The sequence below is a fragment of the Arcticibacter tournemirensis genome (assembly GCF_006716645.1).
GTDB classification, from domain to species: domain Bacteria; phylum Bacteroidota; class Bacteroidia; order Sphingobacteriales; family Sphingobacteriaceae; genus Arcticibacter; species Arcticibacter tournemirensis.
The window spans coordinates 4,189,488-4,212,549 of the sequence record NZ_VFPL01000001.1 but is presented as its reverse complement, the minus strand read 5'-3'; the positions used below and the strand labels follow the sequence as shown (position 1 = coordinate 4,212,549).

Sequence of the window (23,062 nt, the reverse complement as noted above, 5' to 3'; positions counted from 1 at the left end):
TTATAACTTATATGCATGGAGAAAGTTATCTGTGGTTCCGCAGAGGAGATATTGAATTCCATCATTCCTGAGATAGCCTACATTAAAATTACCAGTACCTTTAACTGGAAAACCTCTCAAAAGGTTACCATCAGTATCAAATAAAAAGAGCTGGCTATCTTCTGCTGAAGACACCCCCAGAACATATTGGTTATTATGCATAGGGAATAATTGCAGGTTATTCACCGGGTGTTCAAATTCGTAGGTAAAAGCGAGGGTTTCGTCGCCATTATATACATTCAACTGTGTTTTATCCAAATAGATTAGCTCCTGGTCTTCATCGCCGCTTACATTTTTAAAGTCGAAGCTGTGCCTGTCTGACCATTTTCCGAGGTTTACCGAAGATATTTTTCCGTTGAGGCCGATGTAATAAGCGGTTCCCGATGTATCGGTAGTGACCACACCAGGGTTTTGCGGGTCATTATTAACGAAAAGTTGATATTTAAATAAGCTTTTACCAGGGATAGACGCTTTCCCGACTAGTTGGCCGTTGTAATTAAAGAAAAAGAAACGACCATCCTGTGTTCCGGTAATCAGGTAGTTGATGTTATTGTTCGAGGTAAGCTTGAGGTCAGGAATGATCCTGCCCGGCAGCTCTTTGTTCCACCCTGAGATAGTTGCACCAGCAGTCGTATAAGCAAGGATCATCGATTGAGCCGGAATGAAAATTTTAGCAGACGCAGGTTCAGCAGCGGTAACCGACAGGCCGCCGGAAGCGTTAAAGGGCAGGTTTACCGGAAATCCAGCTATGCTGTTTCCTTTCATATCCATGCGATATAACTTGCGAGAGGTATTAAATAACAGAGAGCCATCGTTTAATCTGCAAACTACTCCCTGTACCTTACCGTCTAGCTGTGTGGCCCAGAGTTTTTTGCCATCGTCCGAAAGTGCATAAAGGTTGTAAACTTTATCCTGTACTATAACCACCTGTCGCTGGCCTTCTCTGAAAATCTGTGGAGTCGTTGCGATACGGGCGTTGAGCTTAAACGACCAAACGGATTTTAACTCCTTTTTACCTGTAGTGTTAAAATTAGAATAAAGGTTCGTCTGGAAATGTTTTCCTTCTGAGCTCCATTGCCATGTTAAGCCATAGAAGTTATTGAGGGCATAATTATCATCGGAGAATATTTCTGCATAGCCCCTCTTAAGAGTAGCTTTCATTATTTTTCCGGAGTTTTTATTGTTAATAAAAAACAGGATGTTGCTTTTGTTGGCTACCAATTGGTCATGTTCCGTATATTCCTTCGTTTTTACAATAAACCGGTTTTCTGCGTATTCATTCAAATAGCTTTGCACCACGCTTTGTGAATTTGCAACAATCAGATAATTATCTGCGATAGCAAAATAAGGTCTTGCAAAGCTTTTGAACGGATCGCCGAGGTAATAATAGAGTATATTGGAGTGATTAAGGCGCGAGATAACCTCTGTAATCTGCTGGCTGATCAGTCGCAGAGTAAAGTTCATTTTTATTCCGTTCGATACCTTAATTATTCCGAGGCGTTCCCGGTTATCTGTTTCGATAAGGGCAAATTCATTTGATAATTTTGGTTTTATATCCGTGTCAATATTGATACCTGTTTCTGATCGGATGGTTTTCAGCTGGTTGTCGAGCTTGTTTAATTCTCCTTTTTTTCTGAGATAGCCCTTTAGCTCTTGATGGAACTTCTTATAGTCTGAAAGTCCGAATAGAATAGAATTCGAAGTATTCGCGGGAAGCAGGTTTTTCAGTTGGTTTTTCACCGGATGCTGGCCCAGAAACAGGTTTAAATAAACCGATGCAGCAGTATCAGGCGTGCTGATCCCGTTAAACATAAGTGCATCGCTTTTAAAGTTCATGGTGAGTGCCGAAAATCCCAGCATGTCTTTAAGCAAAAGTAAATTCCCGTTTGCTTTTACCCGCATAAACGACGCAAAAAAAGAAGGCAGGGACCCATGATTAATAAACAGGCTGACAGGTGAATTATGGTTTCTGGATGAATTTTCGCTTATTTCACTAATGAAGGATTTGTTTATTTTACCTGTCTTAGGTTCGGCGGCACGGGCAAGAAGCTCCTTCGAAAAGCTGCCTGTTACAGCGCCGTTTGCTATGTAAAGAAAAAAAGGTTTACTGATTGTATTTAATGAAAGGCTGTACCAGTTGGCATCAGACAGTTTTGTAAGTGATACTCCGGGAAGGTTAATAAAATAGTCCTGAATGTCGTTCTCACTTGCCTTCTCATTAAAGCCCATAGAAAAAAGCAGGCTTACAGAGTCGGCTTTGCCGGGATGGAAAGAAAGAAAGACTTTTTCGCCTCCGGTTATTTCCTTTAGCGATGGTTGTTTAAGTAACAGGTTGTACAACTGCTCGAGTTCTGCCGCTCTCGTTTCGCCAATTATAGCATCAAAGAGCTCGTAGTCGCTGAAGATGTCATAAAATGACTCATCATTATTAAAACTCAATATTAAAGCGGCATCAGAAGGTATATATTTTAATACTTTTGTGCTGCTATTGGTGTTGCCAGAAAGTTCTGAAAAGTATTTTACCGCAATTACAGCAATAGCTATTAACAGAACAGAACATAGAATGATTATTTTCCTCATGGTCTGTCTGCAAATTTAATCTTTACAATTAGAATTGTTGTAAGGTTTACTTAATTTAGCATATTTAGAAAGATATGAACAGGAAAATTATCATTACGGCTTCTGTATTTGGTATCGCAGCTGTTATTCTTGGCGCATTCGGAGCACATGGACTGAAGCCCCGCATTTCAGCATCAGATCTTGAGAACTGGAAGACGGCAGTCAGCTACCATTTTTATCACACCCTGGCATTGCTATTTCTTTCAACTGTTGCTAAATATCGCGATGGCTTCATCAATATAGCCTACTATGCCTTCGTCCTGGGCATTTTCCTCTTTTCAGGCTCGTTATATTTACTCTCTACCCGTGCTGTAACCGGTTTAAGCGCCGGTTTCCTTGGGCCGATAACTCCAATCGGCGGCCTGATGTTTATTATAGGCTGGTTATTTCTATTGCTGGCTGCTGTTAAAAATAAATAATGCTGGAACTGAATGAAGAGAAGGGAGAGCTAAAAACATTCTTTGTTGATGTAATCCTACCCCTGGCTATATCCAAGACCTATACTTACCGGGTGCCGCAATCGCTGAATGAACAGGTTGCTGTAGGCAAGCGGGTGGTAGTGCAATTTGGCAAAAGCAGAATTTACACTGCTATCATTTATCATATAAGTGAAAATCCGCCGAAACTGTATGAGGCTAAATATGTGATTGACGTACTCGACGAGAGTCCGGTTGTAAATCAGCATCAGCTTAAGCTCTGGGAGTGGATTTCCGCATACTATATGTGTCACCTTGGCGAAGTGATGCAGGCAGCACTTCCATCGGCGTTAAAGCTGGCCAGTGAGACCAGGGTGGTTTTGCTTAAGGATGCTGTTTATGACAAAAAGGACTTCAATGATAAAGAATTCCTTATTATAGATGCACTTGAGATTCAGCCTGAGCTCAAGGTAAGTGACATTGTGAAGTTACTTGGTCAGAAATCGGTATTCAGGTTACTGAAATCGCTTTTTGATAAGGGGGTTATTCATATATCCGAAGAAGTTGTCGAGCGCTATAAGCCAAAACAAGTGGCATATATCACGCTCCATTCATTTTATGCCGATGCCGACAACCGGAAAGCCCTTTTCAATGTCCTTGAACGCAGTCCGAAGCAGCTGGATATCCTTCTCGCTTATCTGAAGTTAAGCAGGAGCAGTCCTTATGTAGGAAAAAAGGAAATCCTTGAAGAAAGCGGAAGCGGCAATGGACCGTTAAAAGCCTTAATTGACAAAGAGATATTTGTTGTGGAGAACCGGGTTGTAAGCAGGCTTAAGGAAGGGGATTATGAGCATCTGAAGGAGTTTACGCTTAGCGAAGAGCAGGAACAAACATTAGAGGGTATAAAAAAATTGTTTGAAGAGAAAGATGTGGTATTGCTGCATGGTATTACGTCTTCAGGTAAAACGCAAGTTTATATCCGGTTAATTGAAGAGTGTATTACGTCGGGAAGGCAGGTGTTGTATCTGTTACCCGAAATAGCGCTTACAACACAGATAATAGAACGGCTCAGAGAATATTTTGGAAGCAAAATCGGAATCTACCACTCGAGGTTAGGTGATAACGAACGTGCTGAAGTGTGGACGAAGGTACTTAATAACGAGTACAACGTTGTATTAGGAGCGAGATCGGCAGTTTTTCTGCCCTTTACCGGGCTGGGATTGATCGTGGTTGATGAAGAACACGAGTCGTCCTACAAGCAATATGATCCTGCGCCGAGATACCATGCCAGGGATACAGCGATTTACGCCGGACGCCTGCATGAGGCTAAAGTATTGCTCGGTTCAGCCACCCCTTCGCTGGAGAGTTACTTTAATTCGAAGACGGGAAAATATGGTTTTGCTGAGCTTAGACAACGTTACGGAGAATCGAATCTGCCGGCGATCAAGGTGGTGGGTATAGCAGAGGAGACCAGCAAAAAGACCATTCAGTCGCATTTTACAAGCGTGCTTATTGATGGTATAAAAGAGGCTCTTGAAAAGAAGGAGCAGGTGATTCTGTTTCAGAACAGGAGGGGTTATACTCCCTTGTTGATCTGTAAAACCTGCGGTTATATACCCCAGTGTATTCATTGTGATGTAAGTCTTACATATCATAAAAGCACAGGAAAACTACATTGCCATTATTGCGGATATAAACAAGATACTGTTCCGGTTTGCCCTGCTTGCGGTTCTACGCATATTGAACAGAAGGGCTTTGGTACAGAAAAGATAGAGGACGATCTTCAGTTTATCTTTCCTGAAGCGAGGATTGCCCGCATGGACCTGGATACGACGCGAAGTAAAAACAGCTTTCAGCGGATCCTGAACGATTTTGAAGAGCGGAGGATAGATGTGTTAGTAGGGACACAGATCGTTGCCAAGGGACTTGATTTTGATCATGTAACGCTTATTGGTATCATTAATGCCGACAGTCTGCTTAACTATCCTGACTTCAGGGCTTTTGAAAGAAGTTTTCAGCTCCTTTCGCAGGTTGGAGGGCGCGCCGGAAGACGCGGCAAGCCGGGGACAGTTATTATTCAAGCGTATAGTACCAATCACAGGGTCATACAACAGGTGATAGAACATGACTACGAAGATCTTTTCCGTGTGGAAATCGCTGAAAGGAAGAGTTTCAGGTATCCGCCTTTATACAGGATGATCCGGATAGATGTAAAGCATAAAGATTCACATGCATTAAGTGCTGTGGCGAACCGGCTCGGACAGGAGCTGAAAAAAGCTCTTGGTGAACGTGTTCTGGGGCCTGAAGATCCGCTGGTGGGCCGCATCAGGAATTTCTTTATCAAAACACTATATATTAAAGTTGAACGCGATGGTATAGCGATTAGTAAAGTGAAAGAGTTTTTGCGCGGACTGCTTTTGAATTTTGAGACAGATAAACAGAACAAGGGGACGCTCATCCAGGTGGATGTGGATCCTTACTAATATATCGCTCCAAAATTATACTGCAGATTCAGCATTCCTAAAGGCTTCAACAGATACTCCCACTTGTAATACTTTTGCAATGTACGACTGCCTGGATTGGCATTATTCGTCCTTTCCTGCCGTTCGTAGCTGTAGAAGACATCTATTGTACTTTCGGCTGTGATGCTGAAATGGTCAATTATATTCAACTTGATACCCAGCAGCGGAGAAAGGGACAGTCCGTTTTTCTCTGTCTTTACATCATATTCTCCGCTGGAATCAAGCGTTTGAAATGTGCTTTTTACATCACCTTTGAAGATGCTTCTTTTTATACCGAGGTCGATTCCGAAGTAGGGTTGAATGGTGCCGTATGTGAAGTTCTTTTCGAAACCCACCTTTATATGGTTGTCTTTAAGCCGCCCTTCTATTTCTTCGCATTCATCACATCCATTTTGAAAAGTAATACGGTTGGAATAAAAGCTGCCTGAAAGCCTGTAGCTTATCTGTTTGTTGTTATATTTTAAAATAATACCGTTTAGAACAGAGCGTCTGAGCACATTGTTGTCGGTTTGGTCCAGAATCCGCGGGAACTCTTCAAAACTTAGGATTTTATATCCTATACTGTAAGAATAGGCCGTAGAATTATTGAAGCTGCGCTGATATATACTGTTACTGCGGTTGCTGATATTGCTTTGCTGCGATTTGCTTATAAACGGCGAAATAAGTAAAATAAAAAGTAAAGTTTTTTTCATACTCCCGATTTAAAGTTTTGAATTGGTTTTTTGTTTCAGATATAATTTATAAAACTGATACTGAAATGGATAAAGTTATGATTTGTTTTCGATTATTATATAACGTTAAGGAAGGTTATTTTTGCCGAAGAATGGCGTTTAAGTTTGTAGATAATTACCGGGAAAGAGGTGCCAGGAAAAAACTGGTAACACAGCTAAGGGACGAACGGAAGATCGAAGATAAAAGGGTGCTGGATGCCATAGGAAAGGTGCAACGCCATTTTTTCTTTGACGAAACTTTCTGGAACCAGGCATATAGAGATATAGCGTTCCCTATCGGGGAGGGGCAAACGATTTCTCAGCCATATACGGTAGCTTATCAAACGCAGCTGCTTAATATCAGAGAGGGCGATAAAGTGCTGGAGATAGGTACCGGATCAGGTTATCAAACCTGTATTCTTCTGGAACTTGGAGCGGTTGTTTATACCATAGAGCGTCAGGAAAAGTTATATCAACGGGCAAAGCTGTTTTTGACGAAGATGGGTTATCGTCCTAACTTCTTTCTTGGAGACGGATCCAGGGGAATAGCTGAATGTGCCCCTTATGATAAAATTCTGGTTACTGCCGGGGCTCCTTTTGTGCCGGAAATTATGCTGAAGCAGTTAAAAGTAGGAGGGACAATGGTGATACCGGTGGGTGACGAAAAATCGCAAAAGATGGTTACTGTGATGAGGGTAAGCGATACGGATTACGAGCGCATAGAATTAGATACATTCAGGTTTGTTCCACTGGTAGGTGATCAGGCGTGGTAGCGTGACAGGCCTATCGGGCCTTACCGTTTCATTGCTCTGTCGAGTTCAATCTTACTCTCACGTTCTTTAATACTGTCGCGTTTATCGAAAGTCTTCTTTCCCTGCGCCAGGCCTATTTCTAGCTTAGCGAAGCCTCGTTCGCTGATAAAAAGATGCAGAGGGACAATCGTATATCCTTTTTCCTCACCTTTCTCACGGAGCTTCTTAAGCTCTTTCTTTGTTAAAAGGAGGGCGCGATCGCGTTTGGCCTCATGATTATAAAAGGATCCGTGTGAATATTCCGCAATATGCATATTCCGCACATACAGATGGTCGTTAAAGAAGGAGCAGAACGCATCATTCAGGTTCGCCTTTCCTTCACGGATGGACTTGATTTCCGTACCCAGGAGCTGAATGCCAGCGGTATACTTATCCAGGATATGGTATTCAAAATAGGCCTTTTTATTTTTGATATTGATGTTCATAATGATGTGTTGATATTATAGTCGTTTGCAGACGACGTTTCTCCCTCCTGCAACATGCTACACGCTGCAACTTACTAAACAATTAAAATGTTTTCTGCAAATTTTTGCGAAACGGTTGTTCTCGTTTCATTATTAATTATTATCTCCATAGAGCCATCATAGGGTTGAAGTGATACAACCTGTATTTTGGCGTCTATAGCGAGGTTTAGCTGACTCACATATTGCAGAAATGAAGCCGAATTATCTTTGACCGCGACCATCCTGCAGTTTGTTCCGGCATCGGCTTCTGCCAGAGTTTTTTTGAAAGAGGGCTTTAAATAGCCCTTTGCATCTGGAATCGCGTCACCATGCGGGTCGTACTCAGGATGACCCAGGAACTTATCCAGCTTTTCAACCAGCTTAGGCGACTGGATATGCTCAAGCTGTTCGGCCACCTCATGCACCTCATCCCAACTGAATTCCAGTTTTTCGTAGAGGAATGTTTCCCACAATCTGTGCTTTCGTACTACTTCTACTGCCTTTTTCCTGCCTTCTTCGGATAAAGAGATCTTGCCGTATTTCTCATAAGAAATGAGTTTTTTTTCTTTTAGTTTCCTGAGCATATCTGTTGCTGTTGCTGGTTTTACACCCAGATAAAAAGCAAGCTGATTTGTTCCGGCCTCATTCTTATGCTGTACCTCCAGCGTGAGATGCAACAGAGCCTTTAGATAATTTTCTTCTGTATAAGAAAGCATGTTGCAAAAGTACGAAAAGCTTACGCTTTTAATAAAATTGAAATCCTTTTGCCGTTTACAGGGGGCTAAATCTATTTAATAAGTGTGGTATTGAGCATTTTACTTAAGAACTCGGGTGTGACACCGATGTAGGACGCCACTTGTTTTTGAGGGAGACTTTTGATCAGGGATGGATACAGCTGGCAAAAATGTTTATACCGCTCCATCGCTGGAAGCGCAATATTGTCGATCTGCCGGTACTGATAAGCCGCAAGCGAGTTTTGCCCGAGAATCCTGCTAAATCTTTCAAATTTTGGCACCGTAATGTACAGATTATCGAAATCGGTTTTGTTGATATAGATAATTTCACTTTCTTCGAGTGCGTCTATATTTAACCTTGCAGGCGAGCCGGTAATAAAGCTTCGCATATCAACGATCCACCATTCGCGCGGAGCAAATTGCAACACATGTTCAATGCCGTTCTTGTCGACAATATAGCTTCTGAGACAGCCGGATGTGACAAATGTACTTTTTGTATTTATCTCGCCTTCTTCAAGTATAAATTGTTTTCTTTTTAGCTTTTTGTGGTGAAGAAGCGAAGCGAAATGTTCTTCCTCTTCTTTGTTAAGATCAATGTATCTGGCGATATTATTAAGCAATAAGGAGATGTCCATGTGAACGATTAAAATACAATTATACAAATGAAATCAGTATAAAACCACTTTAAAGCAGAGCTGTGGGGAAATCGTTGCGAGCCCTTTCCGGTGATTTCTATAGGGTGTACTATTTCAGGTGCGCTTATGGTGCACCGCGTTACTTAACGGTTTCGGAGAGTGGTTAATGAACCATCTTGTTGGCGCAGGCTGAGCTTGCAAATGCTTCGGGCTTTGCTTTGAATACAAAACCCATGCTCAAAATATAACCCATTGCTTCATGTAAGGCCTGATTTGACTTGAACATCGGATTAGTATTAATATCGGCATGGACTTCAAGATCTACCTGATACAGGTCGAGCAGATCGCATAGTGCGTACGCTATTTCAATTGATTTTTGAACTTCGGTAAGCATACGTTCTTTAATGCTCATTTTGCGGGTGCTGCGTTCCTGGTGAATGAACATAAAGGCTCCCTTCTTTTCCCTTAAAAACACAATTACTGTAGCATAGTCCGTTACCGCCCCTTTCACCTGCGAATCAGTGCCAATACAAACTTTTAATTTGTTGCCGAGGCTGCTTTCGCGCTCAATAGCTTTTTTTACTTCATCGTGAATGTCCGAATGAATAATTTCTCCACTGAATTTTTTCCAGGTCATATGGGTATGTTGTTAGCGGTTAAATGACCTGGTTATGTCCTGCCGACAAACTTTTCCGAGGTCTTATAAAGATATACTAAAAGATGTTATTGTTTGATTAATTATTTGTTAACATATTAACAATCAGCAATGAAGTAATTGTTTGATGTTAGGTCGCTTTTGTAGGTGGTGGGCATGAGTGCTCACAAAGCAGAAGAGGGGTGTTATAAAGGAAGAGCTATTAAAAAGAAAAACGCCCGCTGTAATGCGGACGTTTTTGATATTTACTAACCAGGCGTGTTATACTCCAAGATCGTTCATTATTGAATTAACCTTTTCATCAAGTTGCGCGCTGGTTGCCTGATATGCCGATTTATCAGAAAGAGTTGTTTTGACACTGCAGTAGAACTTTATTTTAGGTTCTGTTCCCGAAGGACGTGCAGAAATAATAGATCCATCTTCAGTGATAAACTGCAGTACATCCGACTTTGGAAGTTCGAGCTCTTTTTTAGCGCCCGAAGCGATATTCGTTTCAACCCTTAATTCGTAGTCTTTCAGTGCAGTCACTTTGGATCCTCCAAGAGTAGCAGGGGGATTGTTTCTGAAGCGTTCCATCATGGCTTTGATTTCTTCAGCTCCGCTCTTTCCTTTCTTAGTAACTGAAACAAGCTTTTCTTTATAAAAGCCGTATTGTTGGTACATTTCAAGTAATGCATCAAATAAGCTGCTGCCTTTGTCTTTGTAAAATGCAGTCATTTCAGCGATAAATGCTGCCGATACAACGGCATCTTTATCTCTAACGAGCTCGCCTATGAGATATCCATAACTTTCTTCTCCTCCTCCGATAAAGGTCTTTTTGCCTTCGAACTTCGTCATTAATTCGCCGATATATTTAAAGCCAGTGAGGGTATTGTAGCATTCTACATTCCTGGCTTTTGCAATCTCGTCGATAATATAAGAAGTGACAATGGTTTTTACAATATACTCGTTGCCTGATAGTTTTCCTTTTTCTTCCCAGGCGGTGAGCAGATAATTGATTAACAAGCTACCTGTTTGGTTTCCGTTGAAAAGGATAAACTCTCCTTCATTATTCTTTACGGCAATACCAACACGGTCGGCATCAGGGTCGGTTGCAAGAATAAGATCTGCATCAATTTCCCGGCCTTTCTGAAGTGCAAGAGTAAGGGCTTCCTTTTCTTCCGGGTTGGGATATACCACTGTAGGGAAATTGCCGTCAGGCTTAACCTGCTCTTCAACGAGGGTGATATTTGTAAATCCGAATCTCTTAAGCGCCTGTGGGACGAGTGTAATCCCTGTTCCGTGAATAGGGGAGTACACTATCTTTAGATCTTTCTGGCGTTTAATAGCTTCAGGAGAAACAGAAAGGTTGGTGATCTTATCGAGGTAAAGTTCGTCAATCTCCTCACCTAGCAATTCAATGTTCTGTTCTTCTGGATTGAATTTTATCTTATCTACACTGCTGACCGCTGCAACCTCTTCCATCACTTTCGTGTCTTCAGGAGATACAAATTGGCCTCCGTCAGCACCATAGGCTTTATATCCGTTATATTCCTTTGGATTATGAGAGGCGGTCAGCATTACGCCGCTTTTACAGCCTAGCTCTCTTATTGCAAATGACAATTCGGGTGTTGGTCTTAATTCTTTAAAGAAGTAAACATAAATGCCATTGGCAGAAAATACTTCGGCTGTGATTCTTGCAAAATAGTCGGAATTATTACGGCTGTCATGCGCTACAGCCACCTTAATCTGTTCGCGTGGGTAGGCTTTTTTCAGGTAATTGCTTAGTCCCTGGGTGGCTGCACCTATAGTATACTTGTTAATACGGTTTGAACCAGGTCCCATAATGCCGCGCAGACCTCCGGTTCCAAACTCAAGATCTCTGTAGAACGAATCCGTTAACTCAGTGAAAGATTTCTCATCCAGCAATTTCTGAACATGTTGTTTTGTTTCTGCATCGTAGCTTCCCTGAAGCCATTCATTGATTTTTTTAAGAACTGAGGGCTCTAATTCCTGCATTTTGATATGTGTTGATTTTAAGATTTGTTTCCTGTTCTATTTACGTGCAAGTATAATAACTGCCGGTAAAATTAAGGTACATGTGATGTAATTAAATGTCTTTTGTTGTAAAAATTATGAAAGAAGTAAAGATTAGAGACGCGGCAGTACTTCAGGATCTGGTTTTGTACAATTGAATTGATGAAAATTCCTGCAGGATATTCTGTATTTCAAAAAGATGGTTTTGAAGCATAGTATTCAGCCTGTCGGTCATATTGGCAAAAGGGAGGGCCGTGTTGTATTTATATCGCGTTAAGCGTGCATATCGCATCCCGGTATTTAAAATTGCAGAATTGTCTCTGCGCTTTACAGATTCTATAAAGAAGCGCCATAATCTTTCGTTTTCAAAGGGTTGCGATACTGGTATTTCATGGTTCTGTTCAGCTCTCATGAGAAAGGTTTTTATACCTACAATATGCTCTCCCCTCATCCACAAATACTTCGCGAAAGCAGATTTAAGCTCGGAGCTGCTAATTATATCGGTGGCCCTGTCGTAGAATTCCCTTTCCATAACAGAATGCGTCAGCAGTTGCTGAATCTTCAAAGTCAGCGTTTCCTTGTCCATCTTCCTGCTTTTTTATATAAATTTTTAATCGATACTCAAAATTTACGGCCCCGGTAATTAAATGAGAACATGGCGGGGAAGGTTTAATCAGAATCACTGTACCTGTACATTAATACAAACGGGGAGCTTTATTGTTGTGAAAAAGTTAAATGAAAGATCCCGCAGTCTTTTGCCTGTATACTCTGAATAGCGAGACAACGCGTTAAATAAACCTTTTTAAAAGAAATGGGTTTTATTTATGGATCGAGCCTGAAATAGCCTGATCTTCTCAGAATTTATTTAAATAGAAAACCTATGAAAATCACAGTAAAAGAAGCGTTAACGCACGCTGATATCGAATTGGAGGCAGAACCTGAAGATTATAATGGCGAACAGGGGTTACGTATTGTATTTCCTGATAAAGATTCCTTCGTTATGGTAGAAAAGAATGGTGAATGGCAGGTGGTGGATGAGGAAGATGTCAATCCGGAACTTGTTGCTGCAGTGGCACAGGCTCTAAAGCCTCATTCCCGCTATAACTCACTGTAATGAGCAACAGACCGCCATGTTATTGAATATTGCTGCTTGTTTTGTTTGTATCGTGATTGTTCTTTCTTTGCAAAGAAATCATGAATAATCTCTTTTTCTTTTTTCTGGTTCTGATTACAGGTGTACTCTTAAGTATCAAAACAAGGAAACTCACGGTGGGTGCGGCATTTACAGGAGGTGTACTTGCCGTACTTATCTATCTCGGCGGGGGGTATACCGGCCTGGCAATGCTGGCTGCCTTTTTTGTGCTCGCATCTATGGTTACTTCGTGGAAGCGCGGGATAAAAGAACATTGGAAGGTCGCAGAGGCTAACAAGGGGGAAAGAAACACGTTGCAGGTGTTAGCAAACGGAGGTGTAGCCGCTGGGTGCGGCGCTTTATGTTTGATATACCCGGAAAAGGCAGGACTGTTTAATCTGATGCTAGCGGCAAGTTTTGCCTCGGCTACTGGCGACACTTTTTCCTCGGAGCTGGGAACAATCTACGGGAAGCGTTTTTTTAATATACTCACCTTCACAAAAGACAGGCGAGGGGAGAACGGTGTAATTAGCTTTGAAGGTACGCTAGCTGGACTTATAGGTTCCTTACTTATTGCAATTGTGTTTTATATAGCATATGGACAACACAATGCGGCCCTTGTTATTGTCTGTGGCCTTGCAGGTAACCTTGCTGATTCGATATTGGGAGCCAGCCTGGAAAGAAAACACTACCTGGGTAATAATGTGGTGAACTTCTTAAGTACTTTATTCGCAGCTTTTCTGGCTTTTCTTTTTGCCACTTGAAAATGGTTCTTAAACAAAAAGCCCCGGCTATAATGAGTATAGTCAGGGCACCTAAACCTTATCGTATATTTAAACGGATTGATGAGAGAAATAGTTTCATAAAAATTGAAAAATATTTGAGTTTCCAGAAAAACCGCGTTTATACTATCCGGCCTTCGTTCTTTGCCAGGTAACGAGCGATGATAAATCCCTGCGTTGCGGCGTTAAAGTCGTCAAGCGCATCCAGTAAGATTGATGAACTTTTTTCATATAAGGCATCTTCCTTACTCATGAGTTTATTGCCCGCGCTGGCCTGAAGCATTTGAATATCGGGACTAATAATAGCTAACAGCTGGGCAGGGAAGAAGGTGATTTGCTTGTAGCAAAATCGGACAAGATCATGGTATACCCACTTTCTCTTTTTTTCAAGGGTGTCATCATCAAAGATGTCTAGTAAATGCCATGATTCTATTTCGAAAGGATCAAGATCATTTATTACCATGATTATATCGAGCTTGTCGCGCAATTTGCCTGCGAGCTCGTTTAGTTCCGTTGCATAAGGGTTTTGTTTTAAGCCAATGGAATCGAGTTGATTTTCGTCAACCCTTATTGGAGAGATATTTCCTCGCTTGTCATCGCACAAAGCTATTTCAATGCTGAGTTCAAATAATTGATGACTCGCAACACTTAGCCACTGACAGGCTTTAATTAAACCGTTTTGATAACGGGATTCCATTCAAATTCCTAATGGCGTAAAGGTATACAACAAATTTTTTTATAGAAACATAAATTTAAAATAACAAAGAGCAAATCCATAGTGTGTTTATTTTGTTGTAAGGTCATCAATCTATGAACTATGATTATAAGAAAATTTGTATATGTTTTAGCTCTCTCGTCCATTGTTTTAGCCTGTGGTCAGTCTAATAACAGGGACAAAGGCTCAGGAGATACGTCAGAATCGATCGACGGCTTGCTTCCTGATACGAGTGATACTGCTACCACGGGCCTTGCTGATTCCAGCCATCTGGATGAAAACAATGATCAGAGAGGCACGCGGATACAAGCTGGACCAGATTCGGCAAACCGCAAACAATAATATTGTGCTGTTTTCTCATAATGAGCAAATAATTGCCTGAAGTGAGAAATTTTTTTCCTATTAGGATGTAGGGTATTGGTGTAACTTGTTGTTAAATAGGGTGATAACGCGGTGTTTTCTGTGGCACTCTATTTGATATTCCATTTATACCCTCCCAAAGGGTATGTTTTTCATAGGTAGATGTAGGGCCGGATTCATTCCGGCCCTTTTTGCTTATTTAAACTGATTAATGCTATTATGCCGACAAGTAAGATCCAGCAATACAGTTTCTTGGTTTTGGTTTGTTTCTATTCGATAAGCTACTTTGTAAATGAATTCGGTGCTTTTCAGCAACCGGCATGTTTGTACCGATAAAAGAGAGGTGAAGGTTTGTAAAAAACCTATAGAATGTCTGACCAATACCTGACCAAACCCTGATGTTATCAGCATCTCGTCAGCATCTTGTTAGGATCATGTCAGACTCTCGTCAGACTTTAGTCTGACATGATGCTGAGGAGATACTGACGAGATGCTGACATGATGCGGCACTGGTCAGGGTTTTATCAGAGCTTTGTTAGGCACTATACCCATATTGGCCCCCCCGGGGACCCTCATCTTTTAGTACTTTATTAACATTCACCGTAAATTAAACATACCTGATTAGCCAGATCAGACGGGAGAAATATAGAATTTTTATATACCACTTAATGAAAATTTATGCATGGTTCACAACTTTCCGGGCTGATACGTTTTTTCCATTTACGCTGCTGAAGAAAATATATGGGAAAACAATAATTTCAATTTGTGATCAGGATCATTTTATATAACATGTTCTTTTTCTACTTTTAAGAATCAAATCATTTAAACTTTATCACAATATTATTCTCCTAAACCTTATCTTTATTTGCTCTTTTCTACCCCCCTGTATCTTTTATATTTTGAGCTTTGATCTTAGATAAAAACCATTTCATCCAGCAAAATATCTATTTTCGCTAATGCAGCCCAGGTTTTCTCTGATAGCTTGCGGTGCTGATAGCAGAAGGCAAAGGACGTTTAGAATATGCGATCTATTCAGTAGAAAAATAAAAAAACAGGTGCCGGCAGACAATTACCCCATTGAAAACTGCCGGCGATCCTGTTTGCACCAAATTAATGGTGCCCTCTTCCTCTATGTGTGCGTGATTTTTTGAATTTCCCGGAATGCCTGTGTTCTGGCCGGTCCCGGTATACATAAGATGAATGTCTTACATTGTATTTAGAGCGGTAATAGCCATGGCGGTGGTACGGCCTATGTTCGTTTATTGCTATATGCCGTACATTGTATATGTTATAATTATGATAGCCCGGTAAATGTCTGGACGATACCCAATGGCCACGATTCTGATAATAGAAAACCCTTGTTGGAACGTAGTAATATGCTTCCGCATCAGGCAAGTAGTAATAACTGACTGCTACGGGAGCCGGGTTTACATACACAGGCCGACCTATATTTACATCTACATGAACCTGAGCCGTGCTCTCGGAGAAAGCAAAGGAAGCAAGAACAACAGAACTATAAAGTATGATGGTTTTCATAATGCCAGATCTTTTATTCAAAGAACACTATGCAACATGAAAATAAAATGAAATTTCTGATTTTTTTTATTTTTCACTCAGGCGGCAGTTGAAGTTGCTGCTGTTGTCTATGAAAACGCAAATTCAATATTGTTAAACTACCTGTACACCAGAGAATGTTTGTAGCTCCTGGCAATAGTATCCGGCATTTGACAGTACTCTTTCTACTTTACGTGGGTTAAGATTATGATGGGCTTCTATCCTTAAAATGAATTCCTCATCAAGAAGGTCAAAGTTCCACTTGAGTATTTCATGTAGCTCATGAAGATGCGGCCGCACCGATTCTACATGCTCGCTACCGCTTACGTTGGTTTTAAATATTAGTATATCCATAGCAAACAGAATTAATATCAGTTAGATTCATCAGGTAGATTATTGTAACATTTAATCTTTTTTATTGTCAGGGACGTCGCAGTAGCGATCGGGCATATGCCAAAAGTTAATTCGCCTGCACATCTCTTCTTTAAATTTTTCTCTTTCTTCCGGGCTCATGCTTCTCATTTTACTCTGCATTCGCTTATTCCACCAAAAGGAGTGTCTGCCCGGGCCTTTTCCCCCGCCAAAGCCGAACAAAATTTTCGATAGAGCGAGTATGCCCATCGCCTGCCAAAAACTAACGTGTTTCACCGGGATTACTTCTGTGAGAACGGAATTCCATAATGACATCACCACAAAAGTTAAAACAGTTATTACTGTGGGGACGAATAAAATGATCAGGAGGGCCTTTCGTACAAAAAACTTTCTTTTCATATTTTCTATATCTAATAAATAAGTATTTCATCTCTAAGCAGGCGAAGACGGTTTCGAAGGTGTAACACTGCGTATCTTTTTCTGGAGATAAGAGTGCCTGTGTTTTCACCTGTGAGCACAGCGATATCAGCAAAAGAGAGGCCTTCAAGCTCGTGCCATAGATACACCTGGCGTTGTTCTTCGGGTAATTCTTCTAAAGCAGCAAAGAATTGTTTCCAAAAAACGTTGCGAAGGTATTCCGTTTCCGGAGTGGCGTTGTCTACCATCATAATCTCTTTAAAGGAGAATGTCTCCTCTTCTTCTGTAACGCTTTCTGTAAATAGTTGCTCTGACTTCTTCTTGTGACGGTCGATTATTTTGTTCCTCGCTACTCTGAACAACCAAGCCCCTGTTTGTTCTATCGGTTCGGCGTTCACCAGCGCGCAGAATTGATGCCAGACATCCTGCAAAATATCTTCAGCATCAGCATCACTTTTGACTCTCCGCCTGATGAAACTCAGCAAGCCCCTGCCATATTCTTTGATGGTTTCGATAATATGGCTGTCCTTACCTGATGACATTACTCTTTGAGATCAAACTTAAATGCTTTATGAAGGGAGACGATTGAGTGTTAAAGATATTTTAAAAAAGTGATAAAAAGTTTCAGCCGAAGTTTTTCCATTGTCTGTTTTTATATAGCGCAAATAAAAGGCAGGTCACTGACAACCTTATGTCAACAGGAATTAGAAATGCATTTAGTAGAAAGGGAGCCTGACTACTGCCAAATATGCCCTTTATATATGACAGAATAGCTCAAAACAGATACATTCAATTGCACAGGCAACTGGTCTTCTGAAAGTAAATTTTGAGACGTTACTCGAAAACTGCTTTTTGGAACTATCTTTAAATGAAATAATTATAACTTCATGTGTAATATTTTACCTTAGAAGCTGGGTCGAAAGTCCTGAGATAGTCCTTCTGGCATGCTACTTGCAGGCAGGTGTATGGTTTTATTAATTTATCAATTAAACAAAAAGACATGAAAAAGACTATAAAACTATTGACGGCTGCTTCAGCCATAGCTTTATTATTTAGTGTTACAGAAACTAAAGCTCAGGACTCTCAGGCATGGCGCCTTGGAGTAGGATTAAATGGTGGAGTTGGTACTAAAGATCCGTACGGATTTGTTTTGGGTGGCGACGTTAAATTGCAAAAGGATCTTGCAGGTCCTGTTTCCCTTACGCTGGCTTCGGGCTTTAACCACTTCTTTGTGAAAGATGAGTTTAAAGATACGCAAAATGATTTGCCGTATAACGTTGTTCCTCTAAAGGCTGGTGTAAAGGCTTTTTTGAGTAAAAATTTCTATGTAAGTGGTGAGCTTGGCGCTGGTTTTGGAACTGACGATTGGTCCGAAACATCCTTTGTTTGGTCTCCGTCTATTGGCTGGGCCTTTACTAACGGACTAGATATTGGTGTTAAGTACGAAGACTATACTAAGTACGACCCTACCAAGCAGGTAGCACTTCGTATTGCATACGGTTTCAACCTGAGTAAATAATAGGAAGGAAAGTATGAGAACAGAAGGAGGGTACGCAAGTGTCCTCCTTTTGTTATGTATACAGGTATATAAAGCTCTTCACTTATTATTATTATCTTACTTTTGTATATGAAAATTCTCTACGCGATACAGGGAACCGGCAATGGGCATCTTAGCCGGGCAATGGACATAGTTCCATGCCTGAAACGCAGAGGACAAGTGGATGTACTGGTTAGTGGAATACAAGGGGACCTTCCTCTTCCTTTTCCCATTAGATATAAATTAAACGGATTGAGCTTTATCTTTGGCCGGTCGGGTGGAGTAGACCTTTGGAAAACGTTAATAAAGAGCAGTGTGAAAAAGTTGGTCAAGGAGATTAAAGCTTTGCCTGTTGAGGATTACGATATCGTGATCAACGATTTCGAACCAGTATCGGCATGGGCATGTTATATGAAGAATCAGCCTGCTATTGCTTTAAGTCATCAGTCGGCTGTACTTGCTCCCAATTCTCCTAAACCTGGTCATAGCGATATGATAGGAAGGTTGGTACTTAAGAATTACGCCCCTTCGAGTTCTCAATATGGGTTTCATTTTGAGTCTTACAGCGAGAATATTTTTACTCCGGTTATAAGAAGCCAGGTGCGGCAACATGACGTTTCGGATAAAGGACATTATACAGTTTATCTCCCTGCCTACGACGACAAACGGCTTTATAAAAGATTATCAGAATATAAAGATGTCCGCTGGGAGGTTTTTTCAAAGCATAACCGACGGCCTCTGAATTTTAAGAATATTAGTATACAGCCTGTTAATAACGAAAAGTTTATCGCTAGTATGGCCCACTCGTCGGGAGTATTATGCGGTGCGGGCTTTGAAACCCCTGCCGAAGCACTTTATATGGGAAAAAAACTGTTGGTTGTTCCGATGAGAAATCAATATGAGCAGCATTTAAATGGTGCGGCATTAGAGATGATGGGCATACCTGTTATAGGCAGCTTGAAATCGAAACATAAGCCGGTTATATCTGATTGGCTGCAACATGGGAAGCCGGTCGCGGTAAATTATCCTGATGTTACCCAGCAAATTGCCGACATGATAGTGGATAAGCACACAATGGATATTCCGCATAAATGGAACATTGAGAATCAGTATGAGAGTGCCTGATTAAACAGGCGAGTAGCTGTGAAAGACGATAACATTTTATGTGTTTTGTTATAAAAAAAGAATTCACTACTTTTACCGGCTCATAGAAGCCATCTGTATAGAGCCTTATTTGATAAATACAAAAAAATTCGATACAAAGGCAACAAAGAATACATCGCTGGGGATTGGGTTCAAATGCCCCTTAAGTGTAGATAAAGTTTCTCAAATTTATCATAAATGGGATAGAAAGTTTACTTAAATATATATATTCTCATAACGGCATATTTATTGAAACAATCATTTCATTAAAACAGTATAATAGTTAAGAATGATGGTCATTTCCATCAGAAAATACACACGACATAATGGTTAAGTTATTTGCAGGCGGGTTTCCGCGCGATCTTGAGGAACTTGAATTAAAGGAGATCTTTGAACAATTTGGGAAGGTAGAGTCTGTTAATATTGTACGGGATAAACATACTGGTATAAGCAGAAGATTTGGATTTGTAGACATGGCGGAAGACGAAGACGCCAAGCAAGCCATCATTAATTTACATGAAGCGAGCATTGATGAGGAAACTATCAGTGTGAAGTATGCTGATGACCGTCAAAAGGAAAAGCAAACTAAACGCCCTGCTGCCAGGAAGATAGAGTTTAAGTCAAAGCCTAAAACATATCAGAAGCTAAGTCGTCCGGGAGAGGTTACTTATCAAAAGGTAAGCCGTCCGGGTGAGGGAACTCCGTTTAAACGACCCCGGAAAAGGATCAGATAGTAGTATTGTTTTGTCAGGCTACAGGGAAAAAGGGTGAGCGTAATCTCAGCTTGTTTTCTTGTAGTTATATATTGCCCATCCGTTAAGTATAATAGCGAATAGCGACAGCTTTATGATGTGGGGCATTACATCTTTAAAACCGCTGCCTTTAAGGATCACCATGCGTACTATTTCTATTAAATAGCTCGCCGGGTTAAACCGCGCGACTGTTTGAGCCCAGTTGGGCATACTTTCAATGGTTGTATAGAGTCCGCCCATAAGAATGAAGATCATCATGAAGAAGAACATGATGAGCATTGCTTGTTGCTGGGTATCACAAAATGTGGAAATGAGCAATCCAAAGCCTAAAATTGCAAGCAGGTATACCGAAGTGCATGTGTAGAGGACAGCAAGGTTACCCTGCGGGACAATACCATAAATAAGCCATGCGATTAGCAAGCCTATTGTAAATATTATATTCCCCAACACCCAGAAGGGGATGAGCTTGCCGATGATAAAATGATGTTTGCGGATAGGTGTTACATTTATTTGTTCAATAGTCCCCGCTTCTTTTTCTTTAACAATATTCAGAGCAGAAAGAAAGCCTCCAACCATCGTCACCAGGATGGCAAGAATTCCCGGTACCATGAATACGTGATAATTCATTTCAGCATTGAACCAGTTAGACGGCACCACTTCTACAGCAGGTACTTCGGCAATTTTTTGCGGTTGTATAAACTCTAAGCGTATTTCGTTATTAAAGCTTCTGATAATATTGCCGATATATGCTCCTCCCATGCTGGCCTTTACACCGTTAATGGCGTTGATTGCAATAAAAAGTTTCTGTTCATTTTCCCGAATGAGATTTTTTTCGAAGCCTTGGGGTATTTCGAGGATCAAATCGGCCTTATCAGTTTCTATTTGAGTGAATGCTTCTTTAAATGAACTGCTGTACTTATTCAGTTTAAAGTACCCCGAAGCAGCTATTTTTAATATAAGCTTTTGCGTATATGGAGAGTGATCGTGGTCAACTATAGCAAGGTTGATATTTTTCACTTCGTAATCTGCGGCCATTGGGATAACGATCAGCTGAATTATTGGCATAATAAAAATCATACCTCTGATGGTTCTGTTCCGGAGTATCTGCCGGAATTCTTTCTGAAGCAAAAATCCTATCGTACGCATGTTTCAATATTTATAGAGACTTGATATGAATGCATTTAAGAAAGCCTGATTTTAAAGCTTTTTAAGCTTATTATTAACAAAAAGACGGTCATCCCAGCCAGAATAAGTGTTTCTTTCCATAGCGCTGTAATTCCAAGACCCTTTATCATGATCGATTTTGCGATAATATAAAACCATTTGGCGGGTACGATATTCGAAATTACCTGCAGTGGGACCGGCATATTTTCTACAGGAAACATGAAGCCGCTGAACATAATGGTAGGTAGCATCATCCCCATTAACGAGATGGTCATAGCTGCCTGCTGGGTAGCCGACTTTATAGAAATGAATATTCCCAGGCTAAGACAGGTGATAATAAACAGGGTACTTTCAGCGAAGAGCAACAGTACACTGCCGTTCACAGGGAGGTCAAGTGCAAATACACTTAGCAGAAGTATAGAAACTACATTTATAAGGGAGAGTATCAAATAGGGTACAGCCTTAGAAAGAATTACAAGAAAAGGCTTAAAGGGTGAGACCAGCAATATTTCCATGGTTCCTGTTTCCTTTTCTCTAACAATGGAGATTGCTGTCATCATTACACAAACCAGCATCAGTACCAAAGCCATCACTCCCGGGACAAATGAGTGAGCGCCCTTCAGCTGTGGGTTATACAACATTCGCACCTCTGTATCAATTCTGTAAGGAAGTGATATATTCTTATTCAGCTCATTTTGATAGTCCTGAACGATTAATGTCACATAATTAGTAAGCGTATTCGCAATGTTCGGGTCGGAAGCGTCAGCTACTACCCGTATCTGGGCTTTGTTTTGATGCAGCAGTTCGTCGTTAAACTTTTCCGGGAATATCAGGGCTAATTTTATCTTTCCGTTCTTAAATGCCGATTCAATCTGTTTCTGGTCAAGAATAGTTTTTTCGATATCAAAATACTGGCTTGCCTCTATTCTTGCCGTAATTTGTTGCGAAGCCAGGTCCCTTGCATAGTCAACCACAACTATTCTGGAATTTTTCACTTCATTGGTCAGGGCAAAACCGAAGATGAGGATTTGCATTACCGGCATTCCGAACAGAATGAGCAGCGTTTTTTTATCACGCATTACATGATAAAATTCCTTTCTTACGAAAGAGAAAAATTGCGAACTAAAAATAGAATCTGACGATTGTTTCATTGTCTGATTTATTGTAATTGATCGATTATCTCCGTTAGTAGCGTTGTTATCTCATCACAGTCGGCATTTAGTTTGTCATACTCTAAGGAATGTATATAATCTCCCTCTTTTAAAAGAAGCAGACACCTGGCTGCTGTTTGCGCATCTTTTAGTGCCATGTTTATCAGGTCGAGAAATTCAGGTTTTGACTCTGTTAACTCGGCTTCCCTCACCAAAGTCCCGATAGAGGTTCCGCTTTGCAGTAAATGTGTTGCTAATAACCGGTCTGTTCCTTTGCTGCACAACTGTTCGTATAGACGCATTATTTTCAGTGCAAATAGTACAGATTTTGAAGCAACAACGTTCTTTTCTATAGTGGGGGATACAGCTTTCATTGCCTTTT

The 23,062-nt window shown here is 40.8% G+C and carries 25 protein-coding genes; 9 read left to right on the top strand and 16 right to left on the bottom strand.

Annotation, left to right across the window (positions count from 1 at the left end):
• Entirely contained in the window at positions 1-2,619 is a 2,619-nt protein-coding gene (locus BDE36_RS17710; RefSeq protein ID WP_141815919.1) for a hypothetical protein, read from the bottom strand.
• A 74-nt stretch (positions 2,620-2,693) separates the two neighbouring features.
• On the opposite strand from BDE36_RS17710, the gene BDE36_RS17705 reads away from it, so the two are divergent.
• Positions 2,694-3,077: a DUF423 domain-containing protein gene (locus tag BDE36_RS17705; protein ID WP_141815918.1), complete on the top strand. Its 384-nt coding sequence runs from the start codon at positions 2,694-2,696 to the stop codon at positions 3,075-3,077.
• Complete coding sequence (gene priA / locus BDE36_RS17700) at positions 3,077-5,557, top strand: replication restart helicase PriA (protein ID WP_141815917.1); 2,481 nt, start codon at positions 3,077-3,079, stop codon at positions 5,555-5,557. Before BDE36_RS17705 ends, priA begins: the two co-directional genes overlap by 1 nt.
• Here the strand turns inward: priA and BDE36_RS17695 are convergent.
• The gene (locus BDE36_RS17695) at positions 5,554-6,288 is read right to left on the bottom strand and encodes a hypothetical protein (RefSeq protein ID WP_141815916.1); all 735 of its coding nucleotides are present in this window, start codon (positions 6,286-6,288) and stop codon (positions 5,554-5,556) included. The two genes, priA and BDE36_RS17695, sit on opposite strands and share 4 nt — an antisense overlap.
• 131 nt (positions 6,289-6,419) lie before the next feature.
• Here BDE36_RS17695 and BDE36_RS17690 point away from each other — a divergent pair, with 131 nt between their 5' ends.
• Positions 6,420-7,079 carry a protein-L-isoaspartate(D-aspartate) O-methyltransferase gene (locus tag BDE36_RS17690; RefSeq protein ID WP_141815915.1) on the top strand — a complete coding sequence of 220 codons (660 nt, stop codon included), beginning with the start codon at positions 6,420-6,422 and terminating at the stop codon, positions 7,077-7,079.
• Between the two features lie 20 nt (positions 7,080-7,099).
• Here BDE36_RS17690 and smpB read toward each other — a convergent pair whose 3' ends face one another.
• From smpB to BDE36_RS17660, 6 genes are all read right to left on the bottom strand, one after another.
• Positions 7,100-7,543, bottom strand: a complete 444-nt coding sequence (smpB, locus tag BDE36_RS17685) for an SsrA-binding protein SmpB (RefSeq protein WP_141815914.1) — start codon at positions 7,541-7,543, stop codon at positions 7,100-7,102.
• Between the two features lie 74 nt (positions 7,544-7,617).
• Positions 7,618-8,277 carry a metal-dependent transcriptional regulator gene (locus BDE36_RS17680; protein ID WP_128770134.1) on the bottom strand — a complete coding sequence of 220 codons (660 nt, stop codon included), beginning with the start codon at positions 8,275-8,277 and terminating at the stop codon, positions 7,618-7,620.
• A 71-nt stretch (positions 8,278-8,348) separates the two neighbouring features.
• The gene (locus BDE36_RS17675; RefSeq protein WP_141815913.1) at positions 8,349-8,930 is read right to left on the bottom strand and encodes a Crp/Fnr family transcriptional regulator; all 582 of its coding nucleotides are present in this window, start codon (positions 8,928-8,930) and stop codon (positions 8,349-8,351) included.
• Positions 8,931-9,093: 163 nt separating this feature from the next.
• Entirely contained in the window at positions 9,094-9,567 is a 474-nt protein-coding gene (locus tag BDE36_RS17670; protein ID WP_128770136.1) for a ribonuclease H-like YkuK family protein, read from the bottom strand.
• 279 nt (positions 9,568-9,846) lie between these two features.
• Complete coding sequence (locus BDE36_RS17665) at positions 9,847-11,583, bottom strand: phospho-sugar mutase (RefSeq protein ID WP_141815912.1); 1,737 nt, start codon at positions 11,581-11,583, stop codon at positions 9,847-9,849.
• A 151-nt stretch (positions 11,584-11,734) separates the two neighbouring features.
• Positions 11,735-12,187 carry a hypothetical protein gene (locus tag BDE36_RS17660; protein WP_141815911.1) on the bottom strand — a complete coding sequence of 151 codons (453 nt, stop codon included), beginning with the start codon at positions 12,185-12,187 and terminating at the stop codon, positions 11,735-11,737.
• A gap of 294 nt (positions 12,188-12,481) precedes the next feature.
• On the opposite strand from BDE36_RS17660, the gene BDE36_RS17655 reads away from it, so the two are divergent.
• A complete protein-coding gene (locus BDE36_RS17655; RefSeq protein ID WP_141815910.1) occupies positions 12,482-12,715 on the top strand; it encodes a hypothetical protein in 234 nt (77 codons plus the stop codon).
• An 80-nt stretch (positions 12,716-12,795) separates the two neighbouring features.
• Positions 12,796-13,497 (top strand): DUF92 domain-containing protein, encoded by a 702-nt coding sequence (locus BDE36_RS17650; RefSeq protein ID WP_141815909.1) that lies wholly within the window; start codon positions 12,796-12,798, stop codon positions 13,495-13,497.
• Between the two features lie 139 nt (positions 13,498-13,636).
• On the opposite strand, the gene BDE36_RS17645 is transcribed toward BDE36_RS17650, so the two are convergent.
• On the bottom strand, positions 13,637-14,212 hold the full coding sequence (locus BDE36_RS17645; RefSeq protein ID WP_128770141.1) for a hypothetical protein: 576 nt from the start codon (positions 14,210-14,212) through the stop codon (positions 13,637-13,639).
• Between the two features lie 120 nt (positions 14,213-14,332).
• Between BDE36_RS17645 and BDE36_RS17640 the strand changes: the two genes are divergently transcribed.
• Positions 14,333-14,572: a hypothetical protein gene (locus BDE36_RS17640; protein ID WP_141815908.1), complete on the top strand. Its 240-nt coding sequence runs from the start codon at positions 14,333-14,335 to the stop codon at positions 14,570-14,572.
• Between the two features lie 1,128 nt (positions 14,573-15,700).
• Here the strand turns inward: BDE36_RS17640 and BDE36_RS17635 are convergent.
• The 4 genes from BDE36_RS17635 to BDE36_RS17620 all read right to left on the bottom strand — a co-directional run bounded on the left by BDE36_RS17635 (position 15,701) and on the right by BDE36_RS17620 (position 17,475).
• Positions 15,701-16,126 carry a hypothetical protein gene (locus tag BDE36_RS17635; protein ID WP_141815907.1) on the bottom strand — a complete coding sequence of 142 codons (426 nt, stop codon included), beginning with the start codon at positions 16,124-16,126 and terminating at the stop codon, positions 15,701-15,703.
• A 132-nt stretch (positions 16,127-16,258) separates the two neighbouring features.
• A complete protein-coding gene (locus tag BDE36_RS17630) occupies positions 16,259-16,498 on the bottom strand; it encodes a hypothetical protein (RefSeq protein ID WP_141815906.1) in 240 nt (79 codons plus the stop codon).
• Between the two features lie 51 nt (positions 16,499-16,549).
• Positions 16,550-16,915: a hypothetical protein gene (locus BDE36_RS17625; protein WP_202618129.1), complete on the bottom strand. Its 366-nt coding sequence runs from the start codon at positions 16,913-16,915 to the stop codon at positions 16,550-16,552.
• Between the two features lie 11 nt (positions 16,916-16,926).
• A complete protein-coding gene (locus BDE36_RS17620) occupies positions 16,927-17,475 on the bottom strand; it encodes an RNA polymerase sigma factor (protein WP_141815905.1) in 549 nt (182 codons plus the stop codon).
• 458 nt (positions 17,476-17,933) lie between these two features.
• Here BDE36_RS17620 and BDE36_RS17615 point away from each other — a divergent pair, with 458 nt between their 5' ends.
• From BDE36_RS17615 to BDE36_RS17605, 3 genes are all read left to right on the top strand, one after another.
• The gene (locus BDE36_RS17615) at positions 17,934-18,452 is read left to right on the top strand and encodes an outer membrane beta-barrel protein (protein WP_141815904.1); all 519 of its coding nucleotides are present in this window, start codon (positions 17,934-17,936) and stop codon (positions 18,450-18,452) included.
• A 108-nt stretch (positions 18,453-18,560) separates the two neighbouring features.
• A complete protein-coding gene (locus tag BDE36_RS17610; RefSeq protein ID WP_141815903.1) occupies positions 18,561-19,595 on the top strand; it encodes a glycosyltransferase family protein in 1,035 nt (344 codons plus the stop codon).
• A gap of 344 nt (positions 19,596-19,939) precedes the next feature.
• On the top strand, positions 19,940-20,347 hold the full coding sequence (locus BDE36_RS17605) for an RNA recognition motif domain-containing protein (protein ID WP_128770149.1): 408 nt from the start codon (positions 19,940-19,942) through the stop codon (positions 20,345-20,347).
• A 45-nt stretch (positions 20,348-20,392) separates the two neighbouring features.
• Here the strand turns inward: BDE36_RS17605 and BDE36_RS17600 are convergent, their stop codons facing one another.
• Genes BDE36_RS17600 through BDE36_RS17590 form a run of 3 tightly spaced genes read right to left on the bottom strand, consistent with a single transcriptional unit; the run spans position 20,393 to position 23,054 of the window.
• Positions 20,393-21,511 carry an ABC transporter permease gene (locus tag BDE36_RS17600; RefSeq protein ID WP_141815902.1) on the bottom strand — a complete coding sequence of 373 codons (1,119 nt, stop codon included), beginning with the start codon at positions 21,509-21,511 and terminating at the stop codon, positions 20,393-20,395.
• Between the two features lie 35 nt (positions 21,512-21,546).
• Positions 21,547-22,680: an ABC transporter permease gene (locus tag BDE36_RS17595; protein WP_141815901.1), complete on the bottom strand. Its 1,134-nt coding sequence runs from the start codon at positions 22,678-22,680 to the stop codon at positions 21,547-21,549.
• Positions 22,681-22,688: 8 nt separating this feature from the next.
• Entirely contained in the window at positions 22,689-23,054 is a 366-nt protein-coding gene (locus BDE36_RS17590; RefSeq protein ID WP_141815900.1) for a four helix bundle protein, read from the bottom strand.
• Positions 23,055-23,062 lie beyond the last annotated feature (8 nt).

What these genes read in the sequence shown, in the direction of transcription:
- BDE36_RS17620 (WP_141815905.1), bottom strand. Translation starts at nt 17,475, where the DNA reads ATGTCATCAGGTAAGGACAGCCATATTATCGAAACCATCAAAGAATAT.
- BDE36_RS17590 (WP_141815900.1), bottom strand. Translation starts at nt 23,054, where the DNA reads ATGAAAGCTGTATCCCCCACTATAGAAAAGAACGTTGTTGCTTCAAAA.
- BDE36_RS17625 (WP_202618129.1), bottom strand. Translation starts at nt 16,915, where the DNA reads ATGAAAAGAAAGTTTTTTGTACGAAAGGCCCTCCTGATCATTTTATTC.
- BDE36_RS17655 (WP_141815910.1), top strand. Translation starts at nt 12,482, where the DNA reads ATGAAAATCACAGTAAAAGAAGCGTTAACGCACGCTGATATCGAATTG.
- BDE36_RS17630 (WP_141815906.1), bottom strand. Translation starts at nt 16,498, where the DNA reads ATGGATATACTAATATTTAAAACCAACGTAAGCGGTAGCGAGCATGTA.
- BDE36_RS17660 (WP_141815911.1), bottom strand. Translation starts at nt 12,187, where the DNA reads ATGGACAAGGAAACGCTGACTTTGAAGATTCAGCAACTGCTGACGCAT.
- BDE36_RS17705 (WP_141815918.1), top strand. Translation starts at nt 2,694, where the DNA reads ATGAACAGGAAAATTATCATTACGGCTTCTGTATTTGGTATCGCAGCT.
- BDE36_RS17635 (WP_141815907.1), bottom strand. Translation starts at nt 16,126, where the DNA reads ATGAAAACCATCATACTTTATAGTTCTGTTGTTCTTGCTTCCTTTGCT.
- BDE36_RS17675 (WP_141815913.1), bottom strand. Translation starts at nt 8,930, where the DNA reads ATGGACATCTCCTTATTGCTTAATAATATCGCCAGATACATTGATCTT.
- smpB (WP_141815914.1), bottom strand. Translation starts at nt 7,543, where the DNA reads ATGAACATCAATATCAAAAATAAAAAGGCCTATTTTGAATACCATATC.
- BDE36_RS17680 (WP_128770134.1), bottom strand. Translation starts at nt 8,277, where the DNA reads ATGCTTTCTTATACAGAAGAAAATTATCTAAAGGCTCTGTTGCATCTC.
- BDE36_RS17595 (WP_141815901.1), bottom strand. Translation starts at nt 22,680, where the DNA reads ATGAAACAATCGTCAGATTCTATTTTTAGTTCGCAATTTTTCTCTTTC.
- BDE36_RS17710 (WP_141815919.1), bottom strand. Translation starts at nt 2,619, where the DNA reads ATGAGGAAAATAATCATTCTATGTTCTGTTCTGTTAATAGCTATTGCT.
- BDE36_RS17610 (WP_141815903.1), top strand. Translation starts at nt 18,561, where the DNA reads ATGAAAATTCTCTACGCGATACAGGGAACCGGCAATGGGCATCTTAGC.
- BDE36_RS17695 (WP_141815916.1), bottom strand. Translation starts at nt 6,288, where the DNA reads ATGAAAAAAACTTTACTTTTTATTTTACTTATTTCGCCGTTTATAAGC.
- BDE36_RS17670 (WP_128770136.1), bottom strand. Translation starts at nt 9,567, where the DNA reads ATGACCTGGAAAAAATTCAGTGGAGAAATTATTCATTCGGACATTCAC.
- BDE36_RS17650 (WP_141815909.1), top strand. Translation starts at nt 12,796, where the DNA reads ATGAATAATCTCTTTTTCTTTTTTCTGGTTCTGATTACAGGTGTACTC.
- BDE36_RS17645 (WP_128770141.1), bottom strand. Translation starts at nt 14,212, where the DNA reads ATGGAATCCCGTTATCAAAACGGTTTAATTAAAGCCTGTCAGTGGCTA.
- BDE36_RS17690 (WP_141815915.1), top strand. Translation starts at nt 6,420, where the DNA reads ATGGCGTTTAAGTTTGTAGATAATTACCGGGAAAGAGGTGCCAGGAAA.
- BDE36_RS17615 (WP_141815904.1), top strand. Translation starts at nt 17,934, where the DNA reads ATGAAAAAGACTATAAAACTATTGACGGCTGCTTCAGCCATAGCTTTA.
- BDE36_RS17665 (WP_141815912.1), bottom strand. Translation starts at nt 11,583, where the DNA reads ATGCAGGAATTAGAGCCCTCAGTTCTTAAAAAAATCAATGAATGGCTT.
- BDE36_RS17605 (WP_128770149.1), top strand. Translation starts at nt 19,940, where the DNA reads ATGGTTAAGTTATTTGCAGGCGGGTTTCCGCGCGATCTTGAGGAACTT.
- priA (WP_141815917.1), top strand. Translation starts at nt 3,077, where the DNA reads ATGCTGGAACTGAATGAAGAGAAGGGAGAGCTAAAAACATTCTTTGTT.
- BDE36_RS17600 (WP_141815902.1), bottom strand. Translation starts at nt 21,511, where the DNA reads ATGCGTACGATAGGATTTTTGCTTCAGAAAGAATTCCGGCAGATACTC.
- BDE36_RS17640 (WP_141815908.1), top strand. Translation starts at nt 14,333, where the DNA reads ATGATTATAAGAAAATTTGTATATGTTTTAGCTCTCTCGTCCATTGTT.